At 70.4% G+C, this 20,055-nt stretch carries 25 protein-coding genes; all 25 read left to right on the plus strand.

Annotation, left to right across the window (positions count from 1 at the left end):
- Window position 1 precedes the first annotated feature (1 nt).
- The 25 genes from AC0NZQ_RS09810 (at window position 2) to AC0NZQ_RS09930 (ending at window position 20,024) form a co-directional block, all read left to right on the plus strand.
- A complete protein-coding gene (locus AC0NZQ_RS09810; RefSeq protein ID WP_474529636.1) occupies window positions 2-955 on the plus strand; it encodes a phage major capsid protein in 954 nt (317 codons plus the stop codon).
- A 2-nt stretch (window positions 956-957) separates the two neighbouring features.
- Window positions 958-1,338, plus strand: coding sequence for a hypothetical protein (locus AC0NZQ_RS09815; RefSeq protein WP_474529637.1), 381 nt, complete (start codon window positions 958-960; stop codon window positions 1,336-1,338).
- Window positions 1,338-1,619 carry a hypothetical protein gene (locus AC0NZQ_RS09820; RefSeq protein WP_474529638.1) on the plus strand — a complete coding sequence of 94 codons (282 nt, stop codon included), beginning with the start codon at window positions 1,338-1,340 and terminating at the stop codon, window positions 1,617-1,619. The genes AC0NZQ_RS09815 and AC0NZQ_RS09820 overlap by 1 nt, the downstream gene beginning before the upstream one ends.
- Window positions 1,620-1,682: 63 nt before the next feature.
- Complete coding sequence (locus tag AC0NZQ_RS09825; RefSeq protein ID WP_474529639.1) at window positions 1,683-2,171, plus strand: hypothetical protein; 489 nt, start codon at window positions 1,683-1,685, stop codon at window positions 2,169-2,171.
- Window positions 2,138-2,485 (plus strand): hypothetical protein, encoded by a 348-nt coding sequence (locus tag AC0NZQ_RS09830; RefSeq protein WP_474529640.1) that lies wholly within the window; start codon window positions 2,138-2,140, stop codon window positions 2,483-2,485. The genes AC0NZQ_RS09825 and AC0NZQ_RS09830 overlap by 34 nt, the downstream gene beginning before the upstream one ends.
- On the plus strand, window positions 2,485-2,841 hold the full coding sequence (locus AC0NZQ_RS09835; protein WP_474529641.1) for a hypothetical protein: 357 nt from the start codon (window positions 2,485-2,487) through the stop codon (window positions 2,839-2,841). Before AC0NZQ_RS09830 ends, AC0NZQ_RS09835 begins: the two co-directional genes overlap by 1 nt.
- A 2-nt stretch (window positions 2,842-2,843) precedes the next feature.
- The gene (locus AC0NZQ_RS09840) at window positions 2,844-3,305 is read left to right on the plus strand and encodes a phage tail terminator protein (RefSeq protein ID WP_474529642.1); all 462 of its coding nucleotides are present in this window, start codon (window positions 2,844-2,846) and stop codon (window positions 3,303-3,305) included.
- A 93-nt stretch (window positions 3,306-3,398) separates the two neighbouring features.
- Window positions 3,399-4,160, plus strand: a complete 762-nt coding sequence (locus AC0NZQ_RS09845; RefSeq protein WP_474529643.1) for a phage tail tube protein — start codon at window positions 3,399-3,401, stop codon at window positions 4,158-4,160.
- Between the two features lie 2 nt (window positions 4,161-4,162).
- Window positions 4,163-4,789 carry a DUF7426 family protein gene (locus tag AC0NZQ_RS09850; protein WP_474529644.1) on the plus strand — a complete coding sequence of 209 codons (627 nt, stop codon included), beginning with the start codon at window positions 4,163-4,165 and terminating at the stop codon, window positions 4,787-4,789.
- A 282-nt stretch (window positions 4,790-5,071) separates the two neighbouring features.
- The gene (locus AC0NZQ_RS09855; protein ID WP_474529645.1) at window positions 5,072-10,459 is read left to right on the plus strand and encodes a phage tail tape measure protein; all 5,388 of its coding nucleotides are present in this window, start codon (window positions 5,072-5,074) and stop codon (window positions 10,457-10,459) included.
- A complete protein-coding gene (locus AC0NZQ_RS09860; protein ID WP_474529646.1) occupies window positions 10,459-10,842 on the plus strand; it encodes a hypothetical protein in 384 nt (127 codons plus the stop codon). Before AC0NZQ_RS09855 ends, AC0NZQ_RS09860 begins: the two co-directional genes overlap by 1 nt.
- Window positions 10,839-12,140, plus strand: a complete 1,302-nt coding sequence (locus AC0NZQ_RS09865; protein WP_474529647.1) for a hypothetical protein — start codon at window positions 10,839-10,841, stop codon at window positions 12,138-12,140. The genes AC0NZQ_RS09860 and AC0NZQ_RS09865 overlap by 4 nt, the downstream gene beginning before the upstream one ends.
- Complete coding sequence (locus tag AC0NZQ_RS09870; protein WP_474529648.1) at window positions 12,140-12,322, plus strand: hypothetical protein; 183 nt, start codon at window positions 12,140-12,142, stop codon at window positions 12,320-12,322. The genes AC0NZQ_RS09865 and AC0NZQ_RS09870 overlap by 1 nt, the downstream gene beginning before the upstream one ends.
- Window positions 12,319-12,546 (plus strand): hypothetical protein, encoded by a 228-nt coding sequence (locus AC0NZQ_RS09875; protein ID WP_474529649.1) that lies wholly within the window; start codon window positions 12,319-12,321, stop codon window positions 12,544-12,546. Before AC0NZQ_RS09870 ends, AC0NZQ_RS09875 begins: the two co-directional genes overlap by 4 nt.
- Window positions 12,543-14,213 carry a glycoside hydrolase family 78 protein gene (locus AC0NZQ_RS09880; protein WP_474529650.1) on the plus strand — a complete coding sequence of 557 codons (1,671 nt, stop codon included), beginning with the start codon at window positions 12,543-12,545 and terminating at the stop codon, window positions 14,211-14,213. The genes AC0NZQ_RS09875 and AC0NZQ_RS09880 overlap by 4 nt, the downstream gene beginning before the upstream one ends.
- A 70-nt stretch (window positions 14,214-14,283) precedes the next feature.
- Window positions 14,284-15,126, plus strand: coding sequence for an alpha/beta hydrolase (locus tag AC0NZQ_RS09885; protein WP_474529651.1), 843 nt, complete (start codon window positions 14,284-14,286; stop codon window positions 15,124-15,126).
- Window positions 15,123-15,560 (plus strand): hypothetical protein, encoded by a 438-nt coding sequence (locus AC0NZQ_RS09890; protein WP_474529652.1) that lies wholly within the window; start codon window positions 15,123-15,125, stop codon window positions 15,558-15,560. The genes AC0NZQ_RS09885 and AC0NZQ_RS09890 overlap by 4 nt, the downstream gene beginning before the upstream one ends.
- Window positions 15,557-15,904 carry a hypothetical protein gene (locus AC0NZQ_RS09895; protein ID WP_474529653.1) on the plus strand — a complete coding sequence of 116 codons (348 nt, stop codon included), beginning with the start codon at window positions 15,557-15,559 and terminating at the stop codon, window positions 15,902-15,904. The genes AC0NZQ_RS09890 and AC0NZQ_RS09895 overlap by 4 nt, the downstream gene beginning before the upstream one ends.
- Window positions 15,905-15,928: 24 nt before the next feature.
- Window positions 15,929-16,756 carry a LysM peptidoglycan-binding domain-containing protein gene (locus AC0NZQ_RS09900; protein WP_474529654.1) on the plus strand — a complete coding sequence of 276 codons (828 nt, stop codon included), beginning with the start codon at window positions 15,929-15,931 and terminating at the stop codon, window positions 16,754-16,756.
- Complete coding sequence (locus AC0NZQ_RS09905) at window positions 16,753-17,271, plus strand: hypothetical protein (RefSeq protein WP_474529655.1); 519 nt, start codon at window positions 16,753-16,755, stop codon at window positions 17,269-17,271. The genes AC0NZQ_RS09900 and AC0NZQ_RS09905 overlap by 4 nt, the downstream gene beginning before the upstream one ends.
- Before the next feature lie 3 nt (window positions 17,272-17,274).
- Window positions 17,275-17,598 carry an LtfC-like domain-containing protein gene (locus AC0NZQ_RS09910; protein ID WP_474529656.1) on the plus strand — a complete coding sequence of 108 codons (324 nt, stop codon included), beginning with the start codon at window positions 17,275-17,277 and terminating at the stop codon, window positions 17,596-17,598.
- Complete coding sequence (locus AC0NZQ_RS09915; protein WP_474529657.1) at window positions 17,591-17,782, plus strand: hypothetical protein; 192 nt, start codon at window positions 17,591-17,593, stop codon at window positions 17,780-17,782. Before AC0NZQ_RS09910 ends, AC0NZQ_RS09915 begins: the two co-directional genes overlap by 8 nt.
- A 2-nt stretch (window positions 17,783-17,784) precedes the next feature.
- A complete protein-coding gene (locus AC0NZQ_RS09920) occupies window positions 17,785-18,351 on the plus strand; it encodes a hyaluronate lyase N-terminal domain-containing protein (RefSeq protein ID WP_474529658.1) in 567 nt (188 codons plus the stop codon).
- A 3-nt stretch (window positions 18,352-18,354) separates the two neighbouring features.
- On the plus strand, window positions 18,355-19,470 hold the full coding sequence (locus tag AC0NZQ_RS09925) for a hyaluronate lyase N-terminal domain-containing protein (protein WP_474529659.1): 1,116 nt from the start codon (window positions 18,355-18,357) through the stop codon (window positions 19,468-19,470).
- Window positions 19,467-20,024 carry a hypothetical protein gene (locus tag AC0NZQ_RS09930; RefSeq protein ID WP_474529660.1) on the plus strand — a complete coding sequence of 186 codons (558 nt, stop codon included), beginning with the start codon at window positions 19,467-19,469 and terminating at the stop codon, window positions 20,022-20,024. Before AC0NZQ_RS09925 ends, AC0NZQ_RS09930 begins: the two co-directional genes overlap by 4 nt.
- Window positions 20,025-20,055 lie beyond the last annotated feature (31 nt).

The following is a 20,055-nucleotide window of genomic DNA, read 5'->3' on the forward strand; positions in this document are numbered from 1 at the left end:
CATGCCCGACGTCACCTACGACTTCCCGGCACCGGTGGTGTCCGGCCAGTCGATCACCGTGCAGTGGCTGGTGAACGACCCGCGCCGCATCTACCGGCTGCTCAACACCCTCGTCCAGCGATTCCTCATCGGGCACAAGGTCCTCGCCGGCCGCGTCGACCTCACCGGCTCCGGCGCCGGCGTCTACGAAATCGCCGAGGGCATCGTCGCCGACCTCATGTCGGGCACCGTGTCGCCGCTCGCGGAGTACCCGCTCACCGCGACCACGCCCGGCCAGATGGCCGTCGTCAAGCCGCTCAAGGACGGCCTCGACTCCCTCATCAGCGATGAGGACATCGCGCACAACCGAATCGACAAGGTGATGCGCGACCTCACCAAGATCGCGAACACCCTCGTCCTCAAGGCTGACGGTCTGGTCCTCGCCGCGGTCGGCTCGCAGGTGACGGCCTCCCGCGCTGCTGGCGCTGCTCTCACCGCGGCCGGAGCGAACCCGTTCCGCGACGCGATGCTCACCAAGGCCGACATCATCAGCCTCAACAAGGGCTACAACCCCGACGTGGTCGTCTGCACCTTCGTGCAGTTCGCTTACGTCGTCTCGAGCGCCGTCGTCCTGCAGGGCATGCCCCGCGAGACCGCGGACAACATCATCGCCAACGGCAACATGGCCCGCATCGCCGGCCTGACCTACCTGGCCACCAACAACGGGTTCGCCAATCCGTTGGTGCTGGACTCCACCATGCTCGGTTCGCTCGCCTACGAGCGTCTCGGTGGCGGATACCAGGGCTCGCCGGTGCCTCCCGGCGCGAACGAGGATAACCCGACGTCGTCGGGCGTCGAGACCAAGAAGTGGCGCGAGGAGGCCGTGGACGGGGTCCGGTTCCGCGCACGTCTCGTCCGCGCCCCGATGGTGCAGGAGCCCGGCGCGGCCGAGTTCATCACCGGATGGGGGGTCTGATCATGGCCAAGTCCTACGTGATCGTGGCGCAGGCTGCGCTGGTCAACCTCAAGGGCAGCCTCGCGCAGCTCATGCACCGCGGCGCCGTCCTGCCCGACGACGTGGATCCGGAGCAGCTCAACCATCTCATCGCCAACGGCTTCGTTGTCGAGGGCGAGCCGGTCGGCGGTCTCGAGCCGGTCGTCACCGGGGATGGGAAGCAGGTGCTGACCGCTCCGGACGCCGACGAGCTCGACGACGTGGACGGTCCGGATGGCCCGATCCCGCCGAAGTCGGCGGACAAGGCCACCTGGGTCGACTACGCCGTGTCGAAGGGCGCGACCCGTGACGAGGCCGAGGCGTCGACCAAGGACGACCTGATCGCGGCCTACGGGGCTGCGTGATGGCGACCGCCAGGTACCCGGATGGTCGGGTGGTGGAGTTCGAGGACGGCGACGTCGGGCTGGCCGAGTACTACCGGGGCGAGGGTGCAGCGGTGGAGTCGCCGGCGCTGATCGCGCTGGAGCGGGCCACCGCCGCGCTCGCCGACGAGGCGGGCGCTGGCGACCAGGCGCAGTCCGCGACCGCGGATCTCGCCGCCATGGTCGCTGGCATCGACACGCCCCCGGCCGACACCGTTCCGGCTGACGAGCCCGACACCGTCCGGCCGGACGCTCGCCGCTGAGACTCGGGAGCGGGGCGCTGCAGCCCCCGTGCGCGTCCCGCTCCCGACTCACCGGAGGACATCATGATCATCTACGCGACCGCTGAAGATCTGGTCGGCGGGAACTGGCTCGACCGGTCTCCGGACAATGTGGAGGGCCTGCTGCGGTCGGCCACTGTGTTGGTCGCGCTCGCCGCCGGCCGCAACCCCTACACGGACACTGCACCGACCGGGGCCGAGGCCGCGGGGCTGCGGGATGCCACCTGCGCGCAGGTCGCCGCCTGGGTGGTGTCGGGCATCGACCCTACCGGTGGCGTCGCTGGTGAGCAGGCGCCTCTGAAGCGGACCGAGCTGCTGACCGGGCAGATGGAGTACGACACGAAGGCGCTGGTCGATGCTCGGGCGGCGGCGGCGAAGGATCTCGCCGACGAGGCCCGCGCGATCTTGCAGGTCGCCGGTCTGCTTGTGGTGTCGGTGCCGCTGTTCGACACGACGGGTTGCCTCCCGTCGTGGGGGTTGGACTCGCCGGACGCGTACCGGTGGCCGCCGATGCCGTCGTGGCCGACGCTGTGACCAGCCTCGACGAGGTCTGGTTCGTGCATGAGGTGCAGGTCCGCCGGCATCTCGGCGCGGGCGGGTACAGCGACAGTTACGGCGAGCCGGAGACGGTGCGGGGGTTCTACTCCGACCGGACCGAGTATTCCGGCGGCGAGGTGATCGCGGCGGGTCGGTTCGCGTTCGGGATCGACGTCGCGTATGTGCCGGTGGAGTCGCGGGTGACGCTCCCGGACGTGTTCGGGGGCCGAGAGGTGAAGGTCGTGTCGACCGAGGTCGGCGACGCTGGTGGGCTTCCGCTCCCGGCGCATCAGGTGATCGGAGTGCTGTGATGGCTGTCCAGTTCTCGTACCGGCCGCCGAAGATCAACGGTGCCGCGGTCATGGCCGAGCGGGTCAAGCTCGCCGAGATCGCCGGCGCCGAGATGCTGCTGCAGGCCTCCCTGCCGCTCGTCCCGCGCGACACCGGCGAGCTTGCCGAGTCCGGTCACGTCGACCCGCACGCCGGGATCGGCGCCGCCGTCGTCTACGACGCGGTCGCGAAGGACGGCTACCCCTACGGCGTCCGGCAGCACGAGGACGAGCACTTGAACCACCCCAACGGCGGGCAGGCGCACTTCCTATCCGACCCGATGCGCACCGAGGGGCCGGCCATCATTGCCGCGGTCTCCCGGACGTTGAAGTTCTGACCGTGACCGTCCCGGACGGGCTCCGCGCGTTCGCTGAGGGTGTCGCTGAGCAGATCGTCGCGCTCGCCCCGACGGTGAACGGCCGCCCCTTCGCCTGGTCCCCGGACGCCTCCTACACGTCCGGGCAGCGGGGCCTGTACCTCGCGATCCGGCCGGCCAGCCCCGACGAGATCGTCACTCTGTCGCCGCGGCAGCTCACTGCCGACTCGACGCTCGCCGACTCCCAGTACGCGCTGCAGTTCTGGATTCGCGGCACCCGCGACCCCCGCACCGCCTGGGACGTCCGCGACGCCATCCGCGGCGTCCTCCTCGGCCGCTGGCCGACGGTTCTGCCGAACGGCTACCCGATCCGGGTCTGCGAGCACGCCGGCTCCGCGAACCTCGGCTCTGACGCCAACGACCGCGTCGAGGTCACCGACAACTACGTCTTCGCCGTCGGCGAGCACCGCGCCCGCCCTTACTGATCCCCACCCCGTAGACCACCCGCTCACCGTCCGGTGCCGCGGGCCACCGCCATGCCCGCAGCGGGCGCCCGCAACACCCACGAAGGAGAGATCATGACCGCCCCCATCGTCAACACGCTCAACCCGTCCGAGGTCGCCCGCAACTTCGGCCTCGACGTCAAGATCAACGGCCTCTACGTGCCGTTCGCCGGCCTCAAGAACGTCGACCCCACCACCGACGACGCGAACATGGAGGCCGAGAACCGGTACAGCGACGGCGGGTACGCCCGCTCGAACAAGACCGGCACCGGCTGGAACGTCACCGCCACCGTCGCCTACGCGTCCCTCACCTCCGACGCGACCAGCCTCGACCCGGCCCTGCAGTACTGCCTCGACCGGGAGGGCCTGCTCGGCTACGACGGCCTCGTCGACATCCGCTTCTACGAGTTCAACCCGTCCGCGCAGTCGGTGCGGAAGTACGCCCGTCAGGGTCAGGCGCTGTTCACGCTGAAGCTGAACCTGGGCGACCCCACCGCGAACCGTGACGTCACCCTGACCTTCACCGGCCAGGGCAAGCTCAACAAGATCACCCACCCGTACCCGCTGACCGCGGTCGCCCCGAACATCGCCTCCATCACCCCGACCGGCGGCGCGTCGACGTTCGCGGTCGCTGGCGGCACCCGGTTCCGGATGCTCGGCAACGGCTTCACCGGCGCGAGTGCGGTCGCGTTCGGCGGCACCGCGGCCACGTCGTTCGACGTGTGGTCGGACAACGAGATCACCGGCGTCGCCCCCGCCAAGAGCGGGGGCACCGTCCCGGTCACCGTCACCAACGGCGCCGGCACCTCCGCCGCGTTCAACGTGACCTTCGCCTGATCGTGGGGGCCACCTACTCGCTCGGCGCGTACCTCGAGGATGACTCGATCACCCTCGAGGACGTGCCGAGCAAGAAGCACCCCGACGGCAGGGGGTACACGTTCGCGTCGCCGTCGTTCGAGGTCGGGCTCTGGTTGAAGAACCTGCTGGTCTTCGGCCGCCGCGCCGCGCTCGCCACCCAGCTCGGCGACGAGGCGGTCATCGCCGAGTCCGAGTCGCTGGCCGACGACCTCGGCAAGCTCGTCCTCGACGACAACGAAGAGGTCGACGTCTACAAGCGGGTCATGGGCGGCACGTTCGACCAGCTCCGCGCCGACGAGGTGTCGTGGGGGCACGTGCAGGAGATCTTCGGGCTGCTGCTGCGGCACTGGGGCTCGGCGCAGACCATCGACGACGCGCTCGCCGCCGCGGCGGCCGCCAGCGTGGAGGCAGCGGGGGAATCCCAGGCCCAGCCGAACCGGGCGGCGCGGCGAGCGAGCGGGCGCGGCTCCTCGCCGAAGGCTGGGTCGAAATCGAGCCGAACGTCTTCGGCCACAAGGGCGCCCCGAACCGGGACGGGTTCTACCCGCACATCCGGGACCTCCGCGGCCCGCAAGGCGCCGGCCAAGAAGGCGGCGAAGGCGGTCTGACCTGGGCCGACCTGCTCGACCACTGGAACGAGATCGAGCAGGACCTGCAAGACCTCGGGATCGACGTCGGTGATCCGCGGATCAAGCACCACCGCACGTGGCGGTGGGGTGAGGTCCGCATCGCCGGGCTGTTGACCCGTCCGCCGCTGGGTTACCTCCGCGTCAACGACCCCGACGGCACGCACTACCGGCAGCGTCCGCTGTACGCCACTCGGCTGCAGCGGGCGCTGTTCGACACCGCCTAACCCCCATCCGCGACGTCTTCGAGGAGGTGACCCTGCCGTGAGCCTGGACCTTGGTGCCGTCGTCGGCAGGGTCGTCCTCGAGGACGTGCAGTTCCAGCGGGTGTACGTCCGCGTCACCCGGCAGATGAGCGAGATCGGCGCGTCCGGCACGAAGGCCGCGGCGGGGACGGCCGAGCTCGACGGTGCCCTCGCCGCAGCAGGGAAGACCGGCACCACGGCCGCTGCCGGGATGGGGCGGGCGACGAAGGCGTCCGTCGAGCTCGGGACGTCGGCCACACGGACTGCCGCGGCGGAGGAGAAGGCTGCTGCGGCTGCGCAGCGGCGCGCGACGGCGACGGCCGAGGTCGCCGCGGTCATGGGCCGCACCGCGAAGGCGTCGACCCGGCACCGGATCCTGTCGCTACAGGCCGCCGCAGCGGATCAGCGGCTCGCCGGCGCGTCAGCAGAGGCGGGCTCCGCCGCGGAGAAGCAGGCAGCCGCGACGGCCCGTCTAGCGTCCGCTCAGGCCCGCGCGCTCGGCACGTCGAAGAAGATGGCTGAGGCGCAGGCCCTGTCGGCGACGTCGATGATGGCTGCCGGGAAGAAGATGAACCGCGCCATCACGCTCCCGATTGTGGCTTTCGCAGCCTACGGCGCGAAGCAGGCCATCGACTTCCAGCGGCAGATGATGCTGCTGCATACGGCAGCCGGGACCCCCGTCGCGGACCTGAAGGGCATCGCCGACGGAATCAAGGCCATCTCGCGCGCAACAGCCACGGACATCGAGAAGCTGGCCGAGGGTGAGTACGTCATCGCGAAGGCCGCGAAGTCTCGCGGCTGGGGCGTCGCCGATCAAATGATGATCTTGAAGGCGTCCGCCGAGGGCGCGCGAGCCGAGATGGTTCCGATGGCCGAGGCCACCGACGCGCTGACGACGGTGATGACGGACTACCACTCGAAGGCGTCCGACGCGGTCAGCGTGCAGAACCAGCTCGTCCGTGCCTCAGGGCTCGCCAAGACCAACTTCGCTGACTTCTCGCGGTCGCTGTCCAACGTCACCCCGATCGCGGCTGCACTCGGGATCAGCTTCGCCGAGGTCGGCGGAACCCTCGCCACGATGACTCAGCACGGCGTCTCAGCTGAGCGCGCGACGCAGAACATGCGCAACCTGATGTTCAACCTGGCCGGCCAGAACAACGTCGCCAGCGCCGCGATGCAGCAGCTCGGTATCAACACCGTCGACCTCGCGAAGAACCTCGGCAAGCGCGGCCTCACCGGCACGTTGGCGATCGTCGACAAGGCTCTCGCAGACCACACCAAGAACGGCATGGTCGTCGTCGACGTCCACAAGGCCGCGTCTCTCGCCACGCACTCTCTCGACGTCATGCTCGGCTCGATGAGCGGCGCGCTGAAGACCCAATCGGAAGGGTTGCGGTCCGGCAAGGTCGGCATCAAGGACTACACGTCCTTCGCCAAGTCTCTCGGCGGCGTGCAGGGCGCCTCAGCCCTGCAGTTCCTCGCCTTGACGAAGAACGCGCTTGGCTTCTCCAACCAGTTGCGCTCCGGCAAGGGCACCCTCAGCACCAGCGTCCAGCAGTACCAGAAGATGCTCGGGGGCATGACCGGCGCCGCGGTCACCATGCAGTCGGCCGGCAAGTACGCCAAGGACAACGCCAAGAACGTCGCCGAGGTCGCCCAGGCGGCAGAGCACGCCGGCAAGAACACCCACGGCTTCAGCGACACGCAGGAGACGCTGGCCTACAAACTGAGCGACGCCGGGAACAAGGCGAAGCTGCTCGCCGTCGCGATCGGCGAAAGACTGATCCCATTCCTCGGCAACATGGCCGACAAGGCCACTGGCGCTTTCGAGTGGCTCGATAAGCTCGATCCCGCTCAAAAGCGCATACTCGGCTTCTCGGTCGGAATCCTGGCAGCGATGGGGCCACTGGCTTACATCGGCGGCAAGGTCAGCGGAGCCGTTGGATTCGTCAGCCGACAATTCGACATCCTGGCCGGCCGGGGCGAGATGACCGCGACACGCATGCAGCGGGCCATGACGGCAATCGGAACGGCAGCCGTGGGCATCGGCCTGCTCGCGGCCGGTCACTCGGTCGAGAAGGCGAACAAGAAGGGCAGCGTAGGGACCGACCTCGCCTCCATTGGTCTCGACGCTGGCGGTGGCGCCTTGGCTGGCGCTGCGGTGGGCTCCGTGGTCCCCGTCATCGGAACGGGCGTTGGCGCGGCGGTCGGTGCCCTCGCCGGCACAGTCAAGGGCCTCTGGGACGTCTTCAACTCCGCCGGCGACGCCGGCCAGAGCGCTGGCGACAAGGCCGCCGCAGCTGCGCAGCGGGCCAAGCAGCGCATCGACGAGCAGCGGCAGGCAGTTCAGAACCTCAGCGACGCCATCTCCGCCGACAGCGACGCCATCGGACGAAACACCAAGCTCGCCATCGCCAATGACCTGCAGAAAGCGGGTGCGCTCAAACTGGCGCAGCAGGGCGGCATCGACCCTGGGCTCGTGGTCAACGCCGCTGCCGGCGGCAACCGTGCCAACAAGAAGCTGCGCGCCGCCATGGACGCGATCTTCAGCAAGGCCGTGACGTCGCCCGACGGCCTCATGGGCAACGCGCAGTCCCGTGCCCTGTCCAAGCTGCTCCCGCTGCTGAAGCAGGAAGGCGTGCTCCTCGGACGTGCCGGACGCCAAGCCGACCTGTTCCAGGCGGCCACCGGCAAGCTCAACCTGGCCACCCGCACCGTCGCGACGCAGACGAAGTTCTACGGCACCACCCTGAACGAGACCACAGTTGCCGGCCGGATGAACGTCCAGTACATCCGCGACCACGCTGCCGCGCTCGCCAGCCAGTTCAAGGCCGGGAAGATCACCGAAGACCAGTGGCGGTCGCAGATCGGCACGCTGCAGCGGCAGATGGGTCAGTACAAGTTCGCGGCGGGCGACGTAGCGAGGTATGTCGCGCAATTCTCGCGCATCCCGAAGTCTGTGGCGACGCGCCTGCTCGCGGACCCGACTGTCGCCAAGTCGGCGGTCGGCGACGTTCTGCGCCGCATCCTCGGACTCCCGACCAAGCGGGACACGAAGTTCACGGCAACCGACGCCACGCGACCGACGCTTGCCAACCTCGACGTGATCCTGGGCCAGACGGCGAAGCCACGGAACATCAACATCAACGCTCGGGACCAGGCGTCGCCGGCAATCAATGCGGTGCAGGCGCGGCTGAACGCGCTGCGGGACAAGTCGATCACGATCACGACGAACACGGTCACGCACCGGGGCGCTGGCAGCCAGGAGGTTCACAACCGCGGCGGCGGCAAGGTCTACGCCCGCGCGGCCGGTGGTGGTCTGCCGGAGGGTGTGACCGCCGTCGGTGAGGAGGGAACCGAGCTCGCGGTCAAGCGCGGCTCGACGGTCGACATCATCCCTCACGGCCGGGCCAAGAAGATCGCTGCGGGCATGATGGCCGCCGGTATCGCGGTCCCCGGCTTCGCGAAGGGCACGCGCCGCGGCGCTGAGATGCCCCTGGGCACGAGCATGACGCGGCTGTTCTCCGGCACCACGTTCACGTCCGGGCTAATTACCGCCGTCCGGAACGGCGTGAAGTCCGGGGTGACGGTGGCGTTCAAGCCGCTCGCCGCCCCGACGATGGCTCAGTTCCTCGCGTCGGCGCGCCGCAGCGTCGACGCCTCGATCGTTGCCGCGACCCGCCCGGCCCCGACCACGCCCGCGGCGCTGCGTGCCGTGCTGGCGTCCACCCGCGGCACCGCCATCACGAAGACCGAGGCCGCGTCCGTCGCGCAGACCCGCTACCAGCGAGCCCAGACCAACGCGAACACGCTGCAACGCAACGCCGACCGGCTCGCCGCCCAGGTCAAGGACGCCGCCCGGATCTCGGCGAGCAAGACGTCCGATCTGCGGGAGCAGGCGGCGAAGGCGCGGGCCGAGGCGACCCGCGCGTCGCGGCACGGCGGATCCGACGCTGAGGTGAAGCGGCTCCGGGACCGGGCCGACGCGCTGTCCCGCGCCGCGACCTCGAGCTCCCGCGCGAACGCGAAGCGGCTCGCGGACCTCCGTAAGGAGGCCGACGCCGCGTCGAAGGCCGCTCAGCGGGGCAAGGACGCTGCCGCGAAGGCGAAGGACGCCTGGAACACCGCCGGCGACGCGGCGAAGGCCGCCAGCGAGGCCGCAGCCGACGCCGCGAAGTCGCTCGTCGATGCGCTGCAGCAGCAGGCCGACGCGCTCGCCCAGTCCGTCGGCGACTTCAAGAACGCGGTGAAGGAGGGCATGACCTCCGGGTCGGACCTGTCCTCGCTGTGGGACAAGGCGACGGCGGCGGCTGCCGCCTACAACGCCACCACCTCCCGGAAGGACGCTGCGGCCGGTTACGCTACCGCGCAAGCCAACCTCCGCGCGATCCAGGCCCGCATCGCCACCGCCGGCGGCACCCCGGCCGACTACGCCGCCCTCACCGCCGCGCAGCAAGCCCAGACGGACGCGCTGACGAAGCTCACCGCCGCACAGCAGGCCGAGGCCGAGGCCGCCAGCTCGTCGGCTGATGCGCAGAAGGCGGCCGTCCCGACGGCGGCGCAGCTGCAGGCCCAGTTCGACGCCACCCTCGCCAAGACGAAGACGTTCGCCGCCGACCTCGCCGCCCTGGCGAAGAACGGCGCGAACCAGGACCTGATCACCCAGGTTCTCGGGATGGGTTCAGATGCGGGCGACGCGATGGCGAAGTCGCTGCTGCAGGCCGGCCCGGCCGGGATCGCCGCTCTGCAGGCCTCGATGGGGCAGATCAACTCGGTCGCGGCGAAGAGCGGCGACGCGCTGGCCGGCGTCTTCTACGCCAAGGGCCAGAACTCGCTCATGCAGTTGATCAACGGGATGACGTCGCAGTTCCCGGCGCTGAAGGCGGCGCTGGACCCGATCGTGAAGACGATCCGCGACGCCCTGTCGGCCGAAAGCACCGCGGGCGCTGCTGCCGGCACCCGGAAGACGAAGAAGATCGTGCTGACGAAGAAGTACACCGTCGGCAGCATCCTTGGCCTCTACCCGGAGACCCTCGCCCAGTTGATCAAGGACAACCCTTCGCTGAAGGGCGCGACCGCCGGGAAGGTGCTGAACAAGGGCACGAAGCTGACCGTCCCATCCTTCTCGGCCGGCGTCACCGACTTCTCCGGCGGACTGGCGAAGGTCCACCGCGACGAACTGCTCGTGAACCTGCCCCGGCACACCGACGTGATCAACCGGCCCCAGCAGCGCGACCTGTTCGACACCTCCGCGATTGAGCGGCGTCTCGCTTCCATCGAGGCGCACCTTGCCGTCGCTCCCGAGCGGACCGGGCAGGCCGTCGGCGCCGCAACCGTCGACGCCGTCACCCGCAACGGCAAGGCCCAGGGCGACCAGATCGCCCGCGTGGCCCGGCGGCGCGGCTGATGGCCAGCATCACCCTCGGCGGCGTCGTCTGGCTCAACGCCGCCTCCAACCTCGCCGACGCCATGCCGTTCGAGCTGCACGGCTACTCCCGCGCCGCCGCGATCACCACCAGCTCTGCCGCCTACGCCGGCGGCGTGTTCCGGCAGGTCACCACCCCCGGCCGGCAACGATCCGCGCAGCTCACCCTCGGGTTCGTCACCGACGCCGCCGCAGCATGGCTCGAGGCCCACCAAGGCCGCCGGGTCTGCTTCCGCGGCCCCCGTGGGGAGAAGTGGTACGGCTTCTACGCCGAGGTGCCGGTCGACCCGCGGATGCTGCCCAACAGCAACTCGGTGCAGATCACGATCACCGAGACGACCTGGACTGAGGCGGTGTCGGCGTGACCAGCCCGGTCACTCCCGCCCCAGCCTGGTCGACACTCACCCCCGCGCAGCAGCGCACCCTGCTGGACGCCACCGACCCCGAGATCGGAGTCGGCGCCGAGCTGCTCAACTTCGACCTCACCGTCAACTCCGACATCAGCGACAAGATCCAGATCGCCGACGGGGACGTGCAGTGGCAGGGCGACCAGACCGTCAACCGTGACCTGTCGATCACCCTCGCCGTCGAGCTGGCGTGGGGGATCGCGCTGGTCCGCGTCTACCGCACCATCACCGACCGCGTCACCGGCCTGACAGCGAGGGTCGACCGCGGCGTGTTCGTCCTCGACACCCCAGACCAGAAACTCGGCACGGTCGTGATCGACCAGTTCGACGTCGCGCAGCGAGTATGGACGGTCAGCGGACAGGACCGCGCGTCGCTGCTGGACCGGGTGCCCGGTTACTCCGTCGCCTACGACGCCGTCGACACCAGCGGCAACCCCGTCCCCGTCCTCACTGTGCTGCAGCGCGCCTACCAGGACGCCGGTCTGCCGGGCTTCCTCATCGACGGTGCCGCCACCGCGTCGATGATGCCCCGCCCGATGGTGTGGCCGATGCTGCCCAATGGCTCTGGTGAGGCGTCGTCCACCGACGCGCAGACCTCACCGACCGGTGACCCGGCCATCAGCGCCGCGGCCGGCGGATCGGACTCCGCGACGTGGCGGCAGATCATCAACGACCTCCACTCGCTGATCAACTACGCCGCGGTCTGGTGCGACGAGCAGGGTCAGCTCCGCTCCGGCCCCTACTTCGACCCGGCGAACCGGGCCGTCACCGCCGACCTGCGCGCCACGAACGGCCCGGACTCCGCCATCGGGGTCGACCGCACCGTCACCACCGACCCGTGGCATGCACCGAACCGGTGGATCTTCGTCTGGTCCAACATGCCCCCCGCGTCCGACGGGTCCGAACAGACCCCAACTGCCGGCAACGGCGGCGTCATTGTCGTCGACAACCTCAACGACGGCCCCGCATCACAGTCCGCCCGCAACGGCCTCGTCTACGCCACCGTCACCTCCCTCACCTCGGCCACCGCCGCCGACTTCGCCGCCCAGGCCGCGTCCACGGTCGCCGCCGACAAGCGGGCCGTCACCACCTACAAGCTCACCCTGCACCCCGCCTACCTGGCCGTGCTCGGCCACCACACCATCGCGTCGCTCACCGACGCCGACATGCCGGGAGGGCAGGCCAAGGTGCGGATCACCTCGTGGACGGAGACGTTCGACAACGACCTCATCGCGGTCACGGCGGAGTCGGTCTGATGGCCGCGTTCGCCTCCGCCACCGTCGCCGCCGTATCGCCGCTGAAGATCGTCATGCTCGGTGACACGGTGCAGATCCCGGCGCTGAAGCTGTCCAGCTACACCCCCACCGTCGGGGATGTCGTCAGCGTCCAGGTGCGCCGCTCCGGTCTCGTCCCCATCGTGCAGGGCCACCTCGGATGACCGAATCGACCGCCACCGCGCAGGCCAGCGACGCGGACTGGCAGCTCAACGTCCCCACCCGCCGTGTCGAGGCAGACGGCACCGCCCACGTCGTCGCGACCCTGGTCGACCCGGCGACCGGAGAGGAAGGCGACGTGACCGTGCAGCTCACCGCAGACCGGCGCCTCTCCGTCCAGGTCACAGGCATCGCACTGGCCGACTTCCAGGCGTGGAGCGACCGGTGACCAGCACGACCTACAGCTACACCGGCGCGGTCCAGACCTGGACCGTCCCCACCGGCATCGTCAGCCCCATCTACGTCGACCTGCTCGGCGCGTCCGACGTCAACGGTCTCGGCGGCCGGGTCCGCGGCTACCTCGACGTGGTCGCCGGTGACGTGCTCCGCTTCTACGTCGGCGGTGTCGCCGGCGCGCCGTCGGGCGGCACCGGCGGCACCGGCGGCTGGAACGGCGGCGGGACGGGCGGTAACGCCACGGCCACCGGCGGCATCGGAGGCTACGGCGGCTGCGGCGCCACCGACATCCGCAAGAACGGCACCGCTCTGACCAACCGTGTCGCGGTCGCCGCGGGCGGCGGCGCGGGCGGCCGGTCAGGATCCGGCGGCCAGGCTGCAGGCGCCGGCGCGGCCGGTGGCGCCGACACAGGCCAGAGCGGCGGCAACGGCGGCTCCGCATCGGCCCCGAACGGCATCGGCGGCGGAGGCGGCACCCAAACCGCCGGCGGCGCCGGGCCGACCTCGGCCGGCAATGGCGCGCTCGGCGTCGGCGGCAACGGCATCTCGGCCGGCACCGGAGGCTCGAACTACCGCGGTGGCTCCGGCGGCGGCGGCGGCTACTACGGCGGTGGCGGTGGCGGACCGGCGACCGCCAACATGGGCTCCGGCGGCGGCGGCGGCGGGTCGAATTACATCGGCGGCCTCCGCGGCGACATGGACTCCGCCACCCTGCGCGGCGGCAACACCACCGTCGGCGCCGGATCAGCGCTCATCACCTACAACGTCGCCCCGAACGCGCCGACGCTGACGTCGCCGGCGAACAACACCACCCTCGACCGGACCATCACGCAGCGGTTCTCGTGGACGTTCTCCGACCCCGACTCCGGCGACTCCCAGTCGAAGTACGACATCCGGTTCTCCACCGACGGCGGCACCACCTGGACCAGCTACACCGGCACCACGCCGAACAACTACCACGACCTGCCCGCAGGCACCCTGGCCGCGGGGTCGTGGCAGTGGCAGGTCCGCACCTACGACTCCCTCGGCGCCGTCGGCCCGTGGTCTTCCTCTGGGTTCTTCACCGCCGCCACCCCACCCAACGCGCCGACGATCACCGACCCCGTCTCCGGCGGCACGGTCGGGTCTGACCCGTACACGATCGTGTGGTCGACCCCGTCGCAGGCGTCGTTCCAGCTGCAGCGGGTCGCCGACAACGCCGGCAGCATCGACACCAGCACCGTCTACTACGACACCGGTGTCGTCGTCTCCGCGGGCGCTCGGTCGCAGTCGGTGCCGTTCCCGGTGAACAACCGGTACGAGTGGATCCGGCTCCGCATTCGGGACCAGGGCCTGTGGTCGGCGTGGACGCAGATCCGGGTGCAGGTGTCCTACACGCCACCGCCGGTCGCGATCGGCCTCACCACCGTCGTCCCGGCCGCCGGCGCGATCGACGTCTCCTGGACCACACCGACCCCCACGGGCACGCAACCCAACGTCACCTCCGTCGTCGTCTGGCGCTCCCGCAACGGCGGCGCCACCAGCGAGCGGGTCGCCACCGCCCAGCCCGTGAACGGCACCTGGCGGTTCTGGACCCCCGCCTCCGGCACTGAGTACGTCTTCGCGCTCCAAACCATCGGCGACAACGCGATCACCGCCATGAGCGGCTGGTTCGCCTGATGCCTCACCGGGAGGACCCCATGACACCCGCCCCGCGCCGCCCAAGCCCGGCCACGGCCACGGCCACGACATGAAGCTCCGGGCATCCTCGGCCGCCGCGCTCCTGCTGCTGTCGAGTCTCGTCGCCGTGCCCGCGTCACGGGCCGTCGCCGCGTGCACGAACACCAAGCAGCGGCTCACCCAGGCCTACGTGGCGGGCAGCTCGGAGCAGCGGGTCACCGCGACCTGGAACGACTGCCGCAGCGGCGCCCCCTGGCTGATCACCGTCCACGGCGGCGGCTGGCTCGACGGCAACCCCTCAAGCATGGACCCGGCGGTCAGCGACTTCTACGACGACGGCTGGCAGACCTTCAACATCGAGTACCGCCGCTCGGCCGGCACGACGTGGGCTGACCAGGCGCAGGACGTCAACACGATCGTCGACTGGGTCCGGGCCCGCGCCGCGCAGTACCGGCTCGACCCGAACGACGGGACCGTCCTGGGGTTCTCCGCCGGCGGCCACATCGCCATGTACGCCGCCCACACCCCCGGCGTCTCGTCCGTCGTCACGGTCTCCGGGGTGCTCCGGCCGCAGCTGGTCACCGACACCAGCCTGCGGCAGCGCGAGACCGACTTCATCGGCTGCGACCACGACGACGCCGGCCTCGCCCGAACGGCCTGCGACACCGCCTGGGCCGCGTTCGAGCCCGAAACTCGCATCACCCCCGGCCAGGCACCCGTCTACATCGCCCAGGGCGGCGCCGACACCCTCGTCCCGCCCGCAACGGCCGACCAGTACGCCGCGCTGCTGCAGGCCGCCGGCGTCGGCGTCCGGCTGTCCAAGGTCGCCGACCTCGGCCACACACAGGCGCTCATCCTCGACAACGGACCGCGCGAGGCCGCGCTGAAGTCATGGATCCGGGCCCAGTGGTGACCACACTGACGCGGCGGCAGTGGCTGCAGCAGCACCGCTGGCAGCTGGTCGTCCTCACCATCCCGTTCGTCCGGGCCGTGCTGTACGTGATCGGCTACGCGCCCGGACAACTCGCCGAGGTCGTGCTGCCGAAGATCGTGCAGTCCCTCGCGGTTGGGCTGCTCGGCGTGGCCGCGCTGGTCGCGCTCATCGGCGTCGTCGTGCAGAAACCGATCGCCGAGCGCGCCGGCCTGGATCTGCTGTGGCCGCTGTGCCTCATCTACGGCGGCGTGCTCGTCTTCTCCGACTGGCGCCGGGCGCTGCTGTGGGTGGCCATCTACGTCACCATCGCCGCCGCCGCGCGATCACGGTCAGCAGAGATCACCAAGGCTCTACGTCTCACGAATCGGCTGCTGCGGGAGGCGCACCAGCTCGAGGACAGGAACCCCGAGTGAGCGCCGAGACGATCATCACCGCCATCGCCTCGACGGGCATCACCGGCGCGCTGTTCGAGACCGTCCGCCGCGTCTTCGACGCCCGCGCGAAGCGCCGCGAGCTCGTCGAAAGCGAGCCGGAACGTCAGATTGACACTTCCCTCGCCCGAGCACAGCAGGCGCTGCTGGTGATGGAGGGCGCGCTGAAGGCCGCGCAGGACCGCGCCGAGTCTGCCGAGGCGCAGGTGCGCGAGCTCCGCACGATCGTCGACCACCTCGAGGCCGAAATCGAAGAGATCCGCACGCGCGCCGGCAACCTCGCCGGCCAACTCATCGAGCTGCGCCGCCAGCTCCCACCGACCTGACCCTCACCCCTGAACGGAGCTGTCATGGCACCTACCCTGACCAAGCGGCAGCGGACGATCATTCGCGGCACTATCCACGAGGCGAAGCGCCGCTACGGCACCGGCAAGGCGGGCCGCACAGCGGCACAGATCGCCGTCATGACGATGCTCGTCGAGTCCGGCGCCCGAGTGCTGGCCAACGCCAACGTGCCCGAGTCGATCAAGTACCCGCACGACAAGCTGGACTGGACCTACGATGGGCTCGGTCACGACCACGCCTCGATCGGTTCCTACCAGCAGCAGACCGGCTGCAAGTGGACCACGGACGGCTGCGGGTACGGGATGACGCAGAGCACCATGTTCACCCCGAACGGGTGGGGGACGCCGAAGGCGCTCATGACGCCGGAGACCGCGGCCGGGAAGTTCTTCAACGCCATGGAGCGGCGCTACCCGGCCGGCGATTGGCAGACGGTCAACGGCTGGACTGTCGCGCAGCGGGTGCAGGGCTCGATCTACGACGGCAACCCCCGCGCCGGCAACCACTACTCCTCCGTGTACGGCGGCAACTACCTCGGCCAGCGGAAGCGCGCAATCGCCGCGGTCACGCTGCTCTGGGTCACGGTCAACGACCAGAAGCCCGCGCCCGCCCCGCCGCCACCGAAGACACCGGCGAAGCCGAAGCCCACGCCCACGCCGGCCCGCAAGCCCGCCCGGAAGACGGTCACCGTCCGCTCCGGGCAGACGCTCGCCGGCATCGCCAAGAACTGGAAGACGACCTGGCCGCGCCTGGTCGAGCTCAACCGCAAGGCACACCCGTCCCTCGTCGCACGGCCCGACTACATCGAGGCCGGCTGGAAGCTGCGTGTCCGATGACCTATCACGTGATCCACACCCTTGGCGCCGAGCAGGTCGACGTCAACGGCGGCCTGGTGCAGCTGTTCGCCGACATCCCCCTCTCGGCCAAGATCCCCGTCCTGCTGTCGCTGGTCATCCCGGCGGTCTCGGCGCTGCTGTCGCGGCGGCCCTCGTTCGTCACCGGCATGCTCACCGTGCTGCTGTCCGCCGGCGCCGCCTTCGGGTCCGAGTGGATCGCCGCGGGGAGCGGTTTCGACGTCGGCACCGCGCTCGGCGCCGCACTGCCGACCCTCGCGTTGGCCTGGGGGGCGCAGGCGCGCATCTATAAGGACACCCCGCTCGTCGAGTGGCTCTACGCCCACGGCCTCGTCCGCGGCTCCGACGTCGACGTGAGCACGCTGCCGCCCCCCACCCCCGGCTGGGACAGCGACGGCACCGACGACACCCTCAGCAGCGCCAAGGCCGCCACCTCGTCGCCGATGGGCCTGCCGCCCGGCGTCCCGGACCACGCCGCGGCCGACGAGGAAGCCTGACCGGTGCCCACTCTCGGCCACGATCCGGCCACCGGGTACAACCCGGTCCTGGTCCGTGACAGTGACTGGGTGCAGGCCGGGCACCGCGGCGACGGCACTGACTGGCCGGCCGGGACCGTCATCATCCTGCACATCGGCGACGTCGCAGCGTGGCCGGCCACGGTCAGCGGCCCGACCCTCTCGTGGCAGGTCGACAAGTCCGTCGTCAACGCGCTCATCGACCAGCTGGCCACGGCTGGTGTCACCCCGGCAGCCCGGATCACCTACACCGACGGCACCGGCCTGGACCTCATCCTCACGACCGGCCGGACGGTGATCCGTGCCTGACCTCGGTCTCAGCGCGTTCGAGCTCGTCCTCGATGCCGCGCCCGGCCCGTCCGTCGCGATCGCCCCGCCCGGCCCGGCTGACGTCGTCTTCGTCCCACAGACCGGGCCAGCCGGACCCGCAGGCGAATCCGTCCTCCCCGCCGTCATCGACCTCGGCGGCCCCTCCAACACCACAGGAGCCTGACCATGGCCGCCCTCACCAAGCTGCAGCTCCGCCACGGAACCGCCACCGAGTGGAGCAACGCCAACACCGTCCTGCTCGTCGGAGAAGCCGGCGTCGAATCCAACACCGGCCTGTTCAAGCTCGGCGACGGCACCACACCCTGGAACTCGCTGTCCTACGCCGCCATCACCACCGGACAGGGCGACACCCGCTACGTGCTCGCCGCCAGCCGAGGCCAGGCCAACGGCGTCGCCACCCTCGACGGCTCCGGCCGCATCCCCAGCTCACAGCTCGGATCGCTCCGCATCGCCGCCGTCAACAAGGTCGCCAACCAGGCAGCCCGCCTCGCGCTGCCGGTCGACGACGACGCGCAGTTCGTCGTCCAGACCGACAACGCCGTCGCCTACATGCTCGCCGGCGGCGCCGACCCGTCGGTCGACGCCAACTGGGTACCGCTGCCCCAGCCCTCGGTCGCCGGGCTCGAGCAGCAGGCCAACAAGGGGCAGGCCAACGGGTACGCCCCACTCGGGAGCGACGCCCGGCTGCCGTCGGCGTTCCTGCCGGCGGTGATCGACGGCGGAACCCCGTAGCCGATGCCCCGCGACGCGGACATCCGCTTCCGCCGCGGCAGCGCGGCAACCTGGACGTCGACCAACCCGGTCCTCAACGACGGCGAGCTCGCCATCGAGTCGGACACCGATCAGGTCAAGGTCGGCGACGGGGTCACCCCGTGGACCGGGCTGCCCTACGTCGGGTCCATCCAGACCTCCGGGCTGCTGCTGCTGAACAACGGCACCAGCAACCTCGTCGACTTCGGAACGGCCGGCATCAGCAACCCCGGCAACGGCGCGACGCCGCCCGTTGGGCAGAAGATCACCCTGTTCCGTCTCCGGTCGGCCAGCGACGGCGACTTCGCCATCGGCATCGCCGCCACGTCGATGTGGTTCTCGACCGGCAACAACTCCGGCCGGACGATCACGTTCCAGGTGCAGTACACCACCCGCCTGACCGTCACCAACAACGGCATCGTCGTCAACGGCATCGCCAACGCCACGAACTTCCAGAACGGAGTCAGCACCCGCACCGCGGCCTACACCGCGACCACCGGCACCCCGGCCACCACCAACATGGACGCCACCGCCGGGCCGCTGACGTTCACGCTCTACAGCTCCGCCACCACTCCCGGCCAGCGGCTCCTCATCCGCAAGTCCGACTCGTCGAGCAACGCCGTCACCGTCCAGGTGACCGGCGGCGGCACCATCGCCGGCCAGAGCACCTACATCCTGTCCGCGCAGGACGACGTCGTCGAGGTCGAGTCCACCGCCACCGCCGGCGTGTGGATCGTCGTGGGCAGCAACCGCCGCAACCAGAACGTCGGCGCGCTCACCGCCACCGGCGTCGTCTCCCTCAACGCCGGCAGCAAGCTCGGCGCCTACGCCACCTCGAGCGCGAGCTACACCGTCAACGGGTCCGGCGTGAAGTACGTCGAGATCACCGCCGCCGGCGTCACGGTCACGCTCCCGGCCGCCGGGTCGTTCACGGCCTACGACTACTACGTGGTCAACGCGTCGACCGGCGCGATCACCCTCACCGGTGCCGCAGCATCGGAGACCATCGGTAACACCTCCAGCGCCGCGCAGACCTACTCCCTGCCCGCCGGCGCGACGCTGCACGTCGTCTCCAACGGCACGAAGTGGAGGATCCTGTGAGCTACAACCCCCGCTCGACCCTGCTCTACCAGTCCCTCGCCGACGTGCTCGTGGAGAACACCGCCACGGAGACAACGTGCCTGTCGGGCACAGCGATGATGGCCGCCGCCGGCACGCAACCGGTCGTCCCCAGGAACGTGCCCCAGCTCGGAACCAAGCTCGTCCTCCGGGCGTGGGGCGCCTACAAGCTGCCCGCCATCCTCAACGCGCTGTCTCTCGACTTCCGCGTCATCCTCGGCGGCGCGTCGTTCACCGTCACCATCCCGGCGTCCCTGTTCACCCTGCTCAGCCTCGGCGGAACGACGGCCCTGCCCTGCTACTTCAACTGCGAGATGACCTACCGCGGGGTGGGTGCAGCTGCGACCGTGAAGCGGGTGGGGTCGCTGGCGTTCCTCGACACAGGCGGCAACTTCCGCTACCAGGCGCTCCGCGGCGCCGACCTCACCGTCGACACCACGACCGACTGCACCTTCGACGCCCGCGCGAAGTGGTCCGCCGCCAACGCATCCGCCAGCCTCACCGTCGACTCCGCGGAGCTGTCCCTGATCGGTTGACCTGCCCCCCGCACCACGAAGCCGCCCCACC

Source organism: Jatrophihabitans sp. sgz311053 (assembly GCF_056135305.1).

Coding starts and splice junctions, on each gene's coding strand:
- AC0NZQ_RS09810 (WP_474529636.1), top strand. CDS start 2: ATGCCCGACGTCACCTACGACTTCCCGGCACCGGTGGTGTCCGGCCAG.
- AC0NZQ_RS09815 (WP_474529637.1), top strand. CDS start 958: ATGGCCAAGTCCTACGTGATCGTGGCGCAGGCTGCGCTGGTCAACCTC.
- AC0NZQ_RS09820 (WP_474529638.1), top strand. CDS start 1,338: ATGGCGACCGCCAGGTACCCGGATGGTCGGGTGGTGGAGTTCGAGGAC.
- AC0NZQ_RS09825 (WP_474529639.1), top strand. CDS start 1,683: ATGATCATCTACGCGACCGCTGAAGATCTGGTCGGCGGGAACTGGCTC.
- AC0NZQ_RS09835 (WP_474529641.1), top strand. CDS start 2,485: ATGGCTGTCCAGTTCTCGTACCGGCCGCCGAAGATCAACGGTGCCGCG.
- AC0NZQ_RS09845 (WP_474529643.1), top strand. CDS start 3,399: ATGACCGCCCCCATCGTCAACACGCTCAACCCGTCCGAGGTCGCCCGC.
- AC0NZQ_RS09860 (WP_474529646.1), top strand. CDS start 10,459: ATGGCCAGCATCACCCTCGGCGGCGTCGTCTGGCTCAACGCCGCCTCC.
- AC0NZQ_RS09870 (WP_474529648.1), top strand. CDS start 12,140: ATGGCCGCGTTCGCCTCCGCCACCGTCGCCGCCGTATCGCCGCTGAAG.
- AC0NZQ_RS09875 (WP_474529649.1), top strand. CDS start 12,319: ATGACCGAATCGACCGCCACCGCGCAGGCCAGCGACGCGGACTGGCAG.
- AC0NZQ_RS09885 (WP_474529651.1), top strand. CDS start 14,284: ATGAAGCTCCGGGCATCCTCGGCCGCCGCGCTCCTGCTGCTGTCGAGT.
- AC0NZQ_RS09900 (WP_474529654.1), top strand. CDS start 15,929: ATGGCACCTACCCTGACCAAGCGGCAGCGGACGATCATTCGCGGCACT.
- AC0NZQ_RS09905 (WP_474529655.1), top strand. CDS start 16,753: ATGACCTATCACGTGATCCACACCCTTGGCGCCGAGCAGGTCGACGTC.
- AC0NZQ_RS09920 (WP_474529658.1), top strand. CDS start 17,785: ATGGCCGCCCTCACCAAGCTGCAGCTCCGCCACGGAACCGCCACCGAG.
- AC0NZQ_RS09925 (WP_474529659.1), top strand. CDS start 18,355: ATGCCCCGCGACGCGGACATCCGCTTCCGCCGCGGCAGCGCGGCAACC.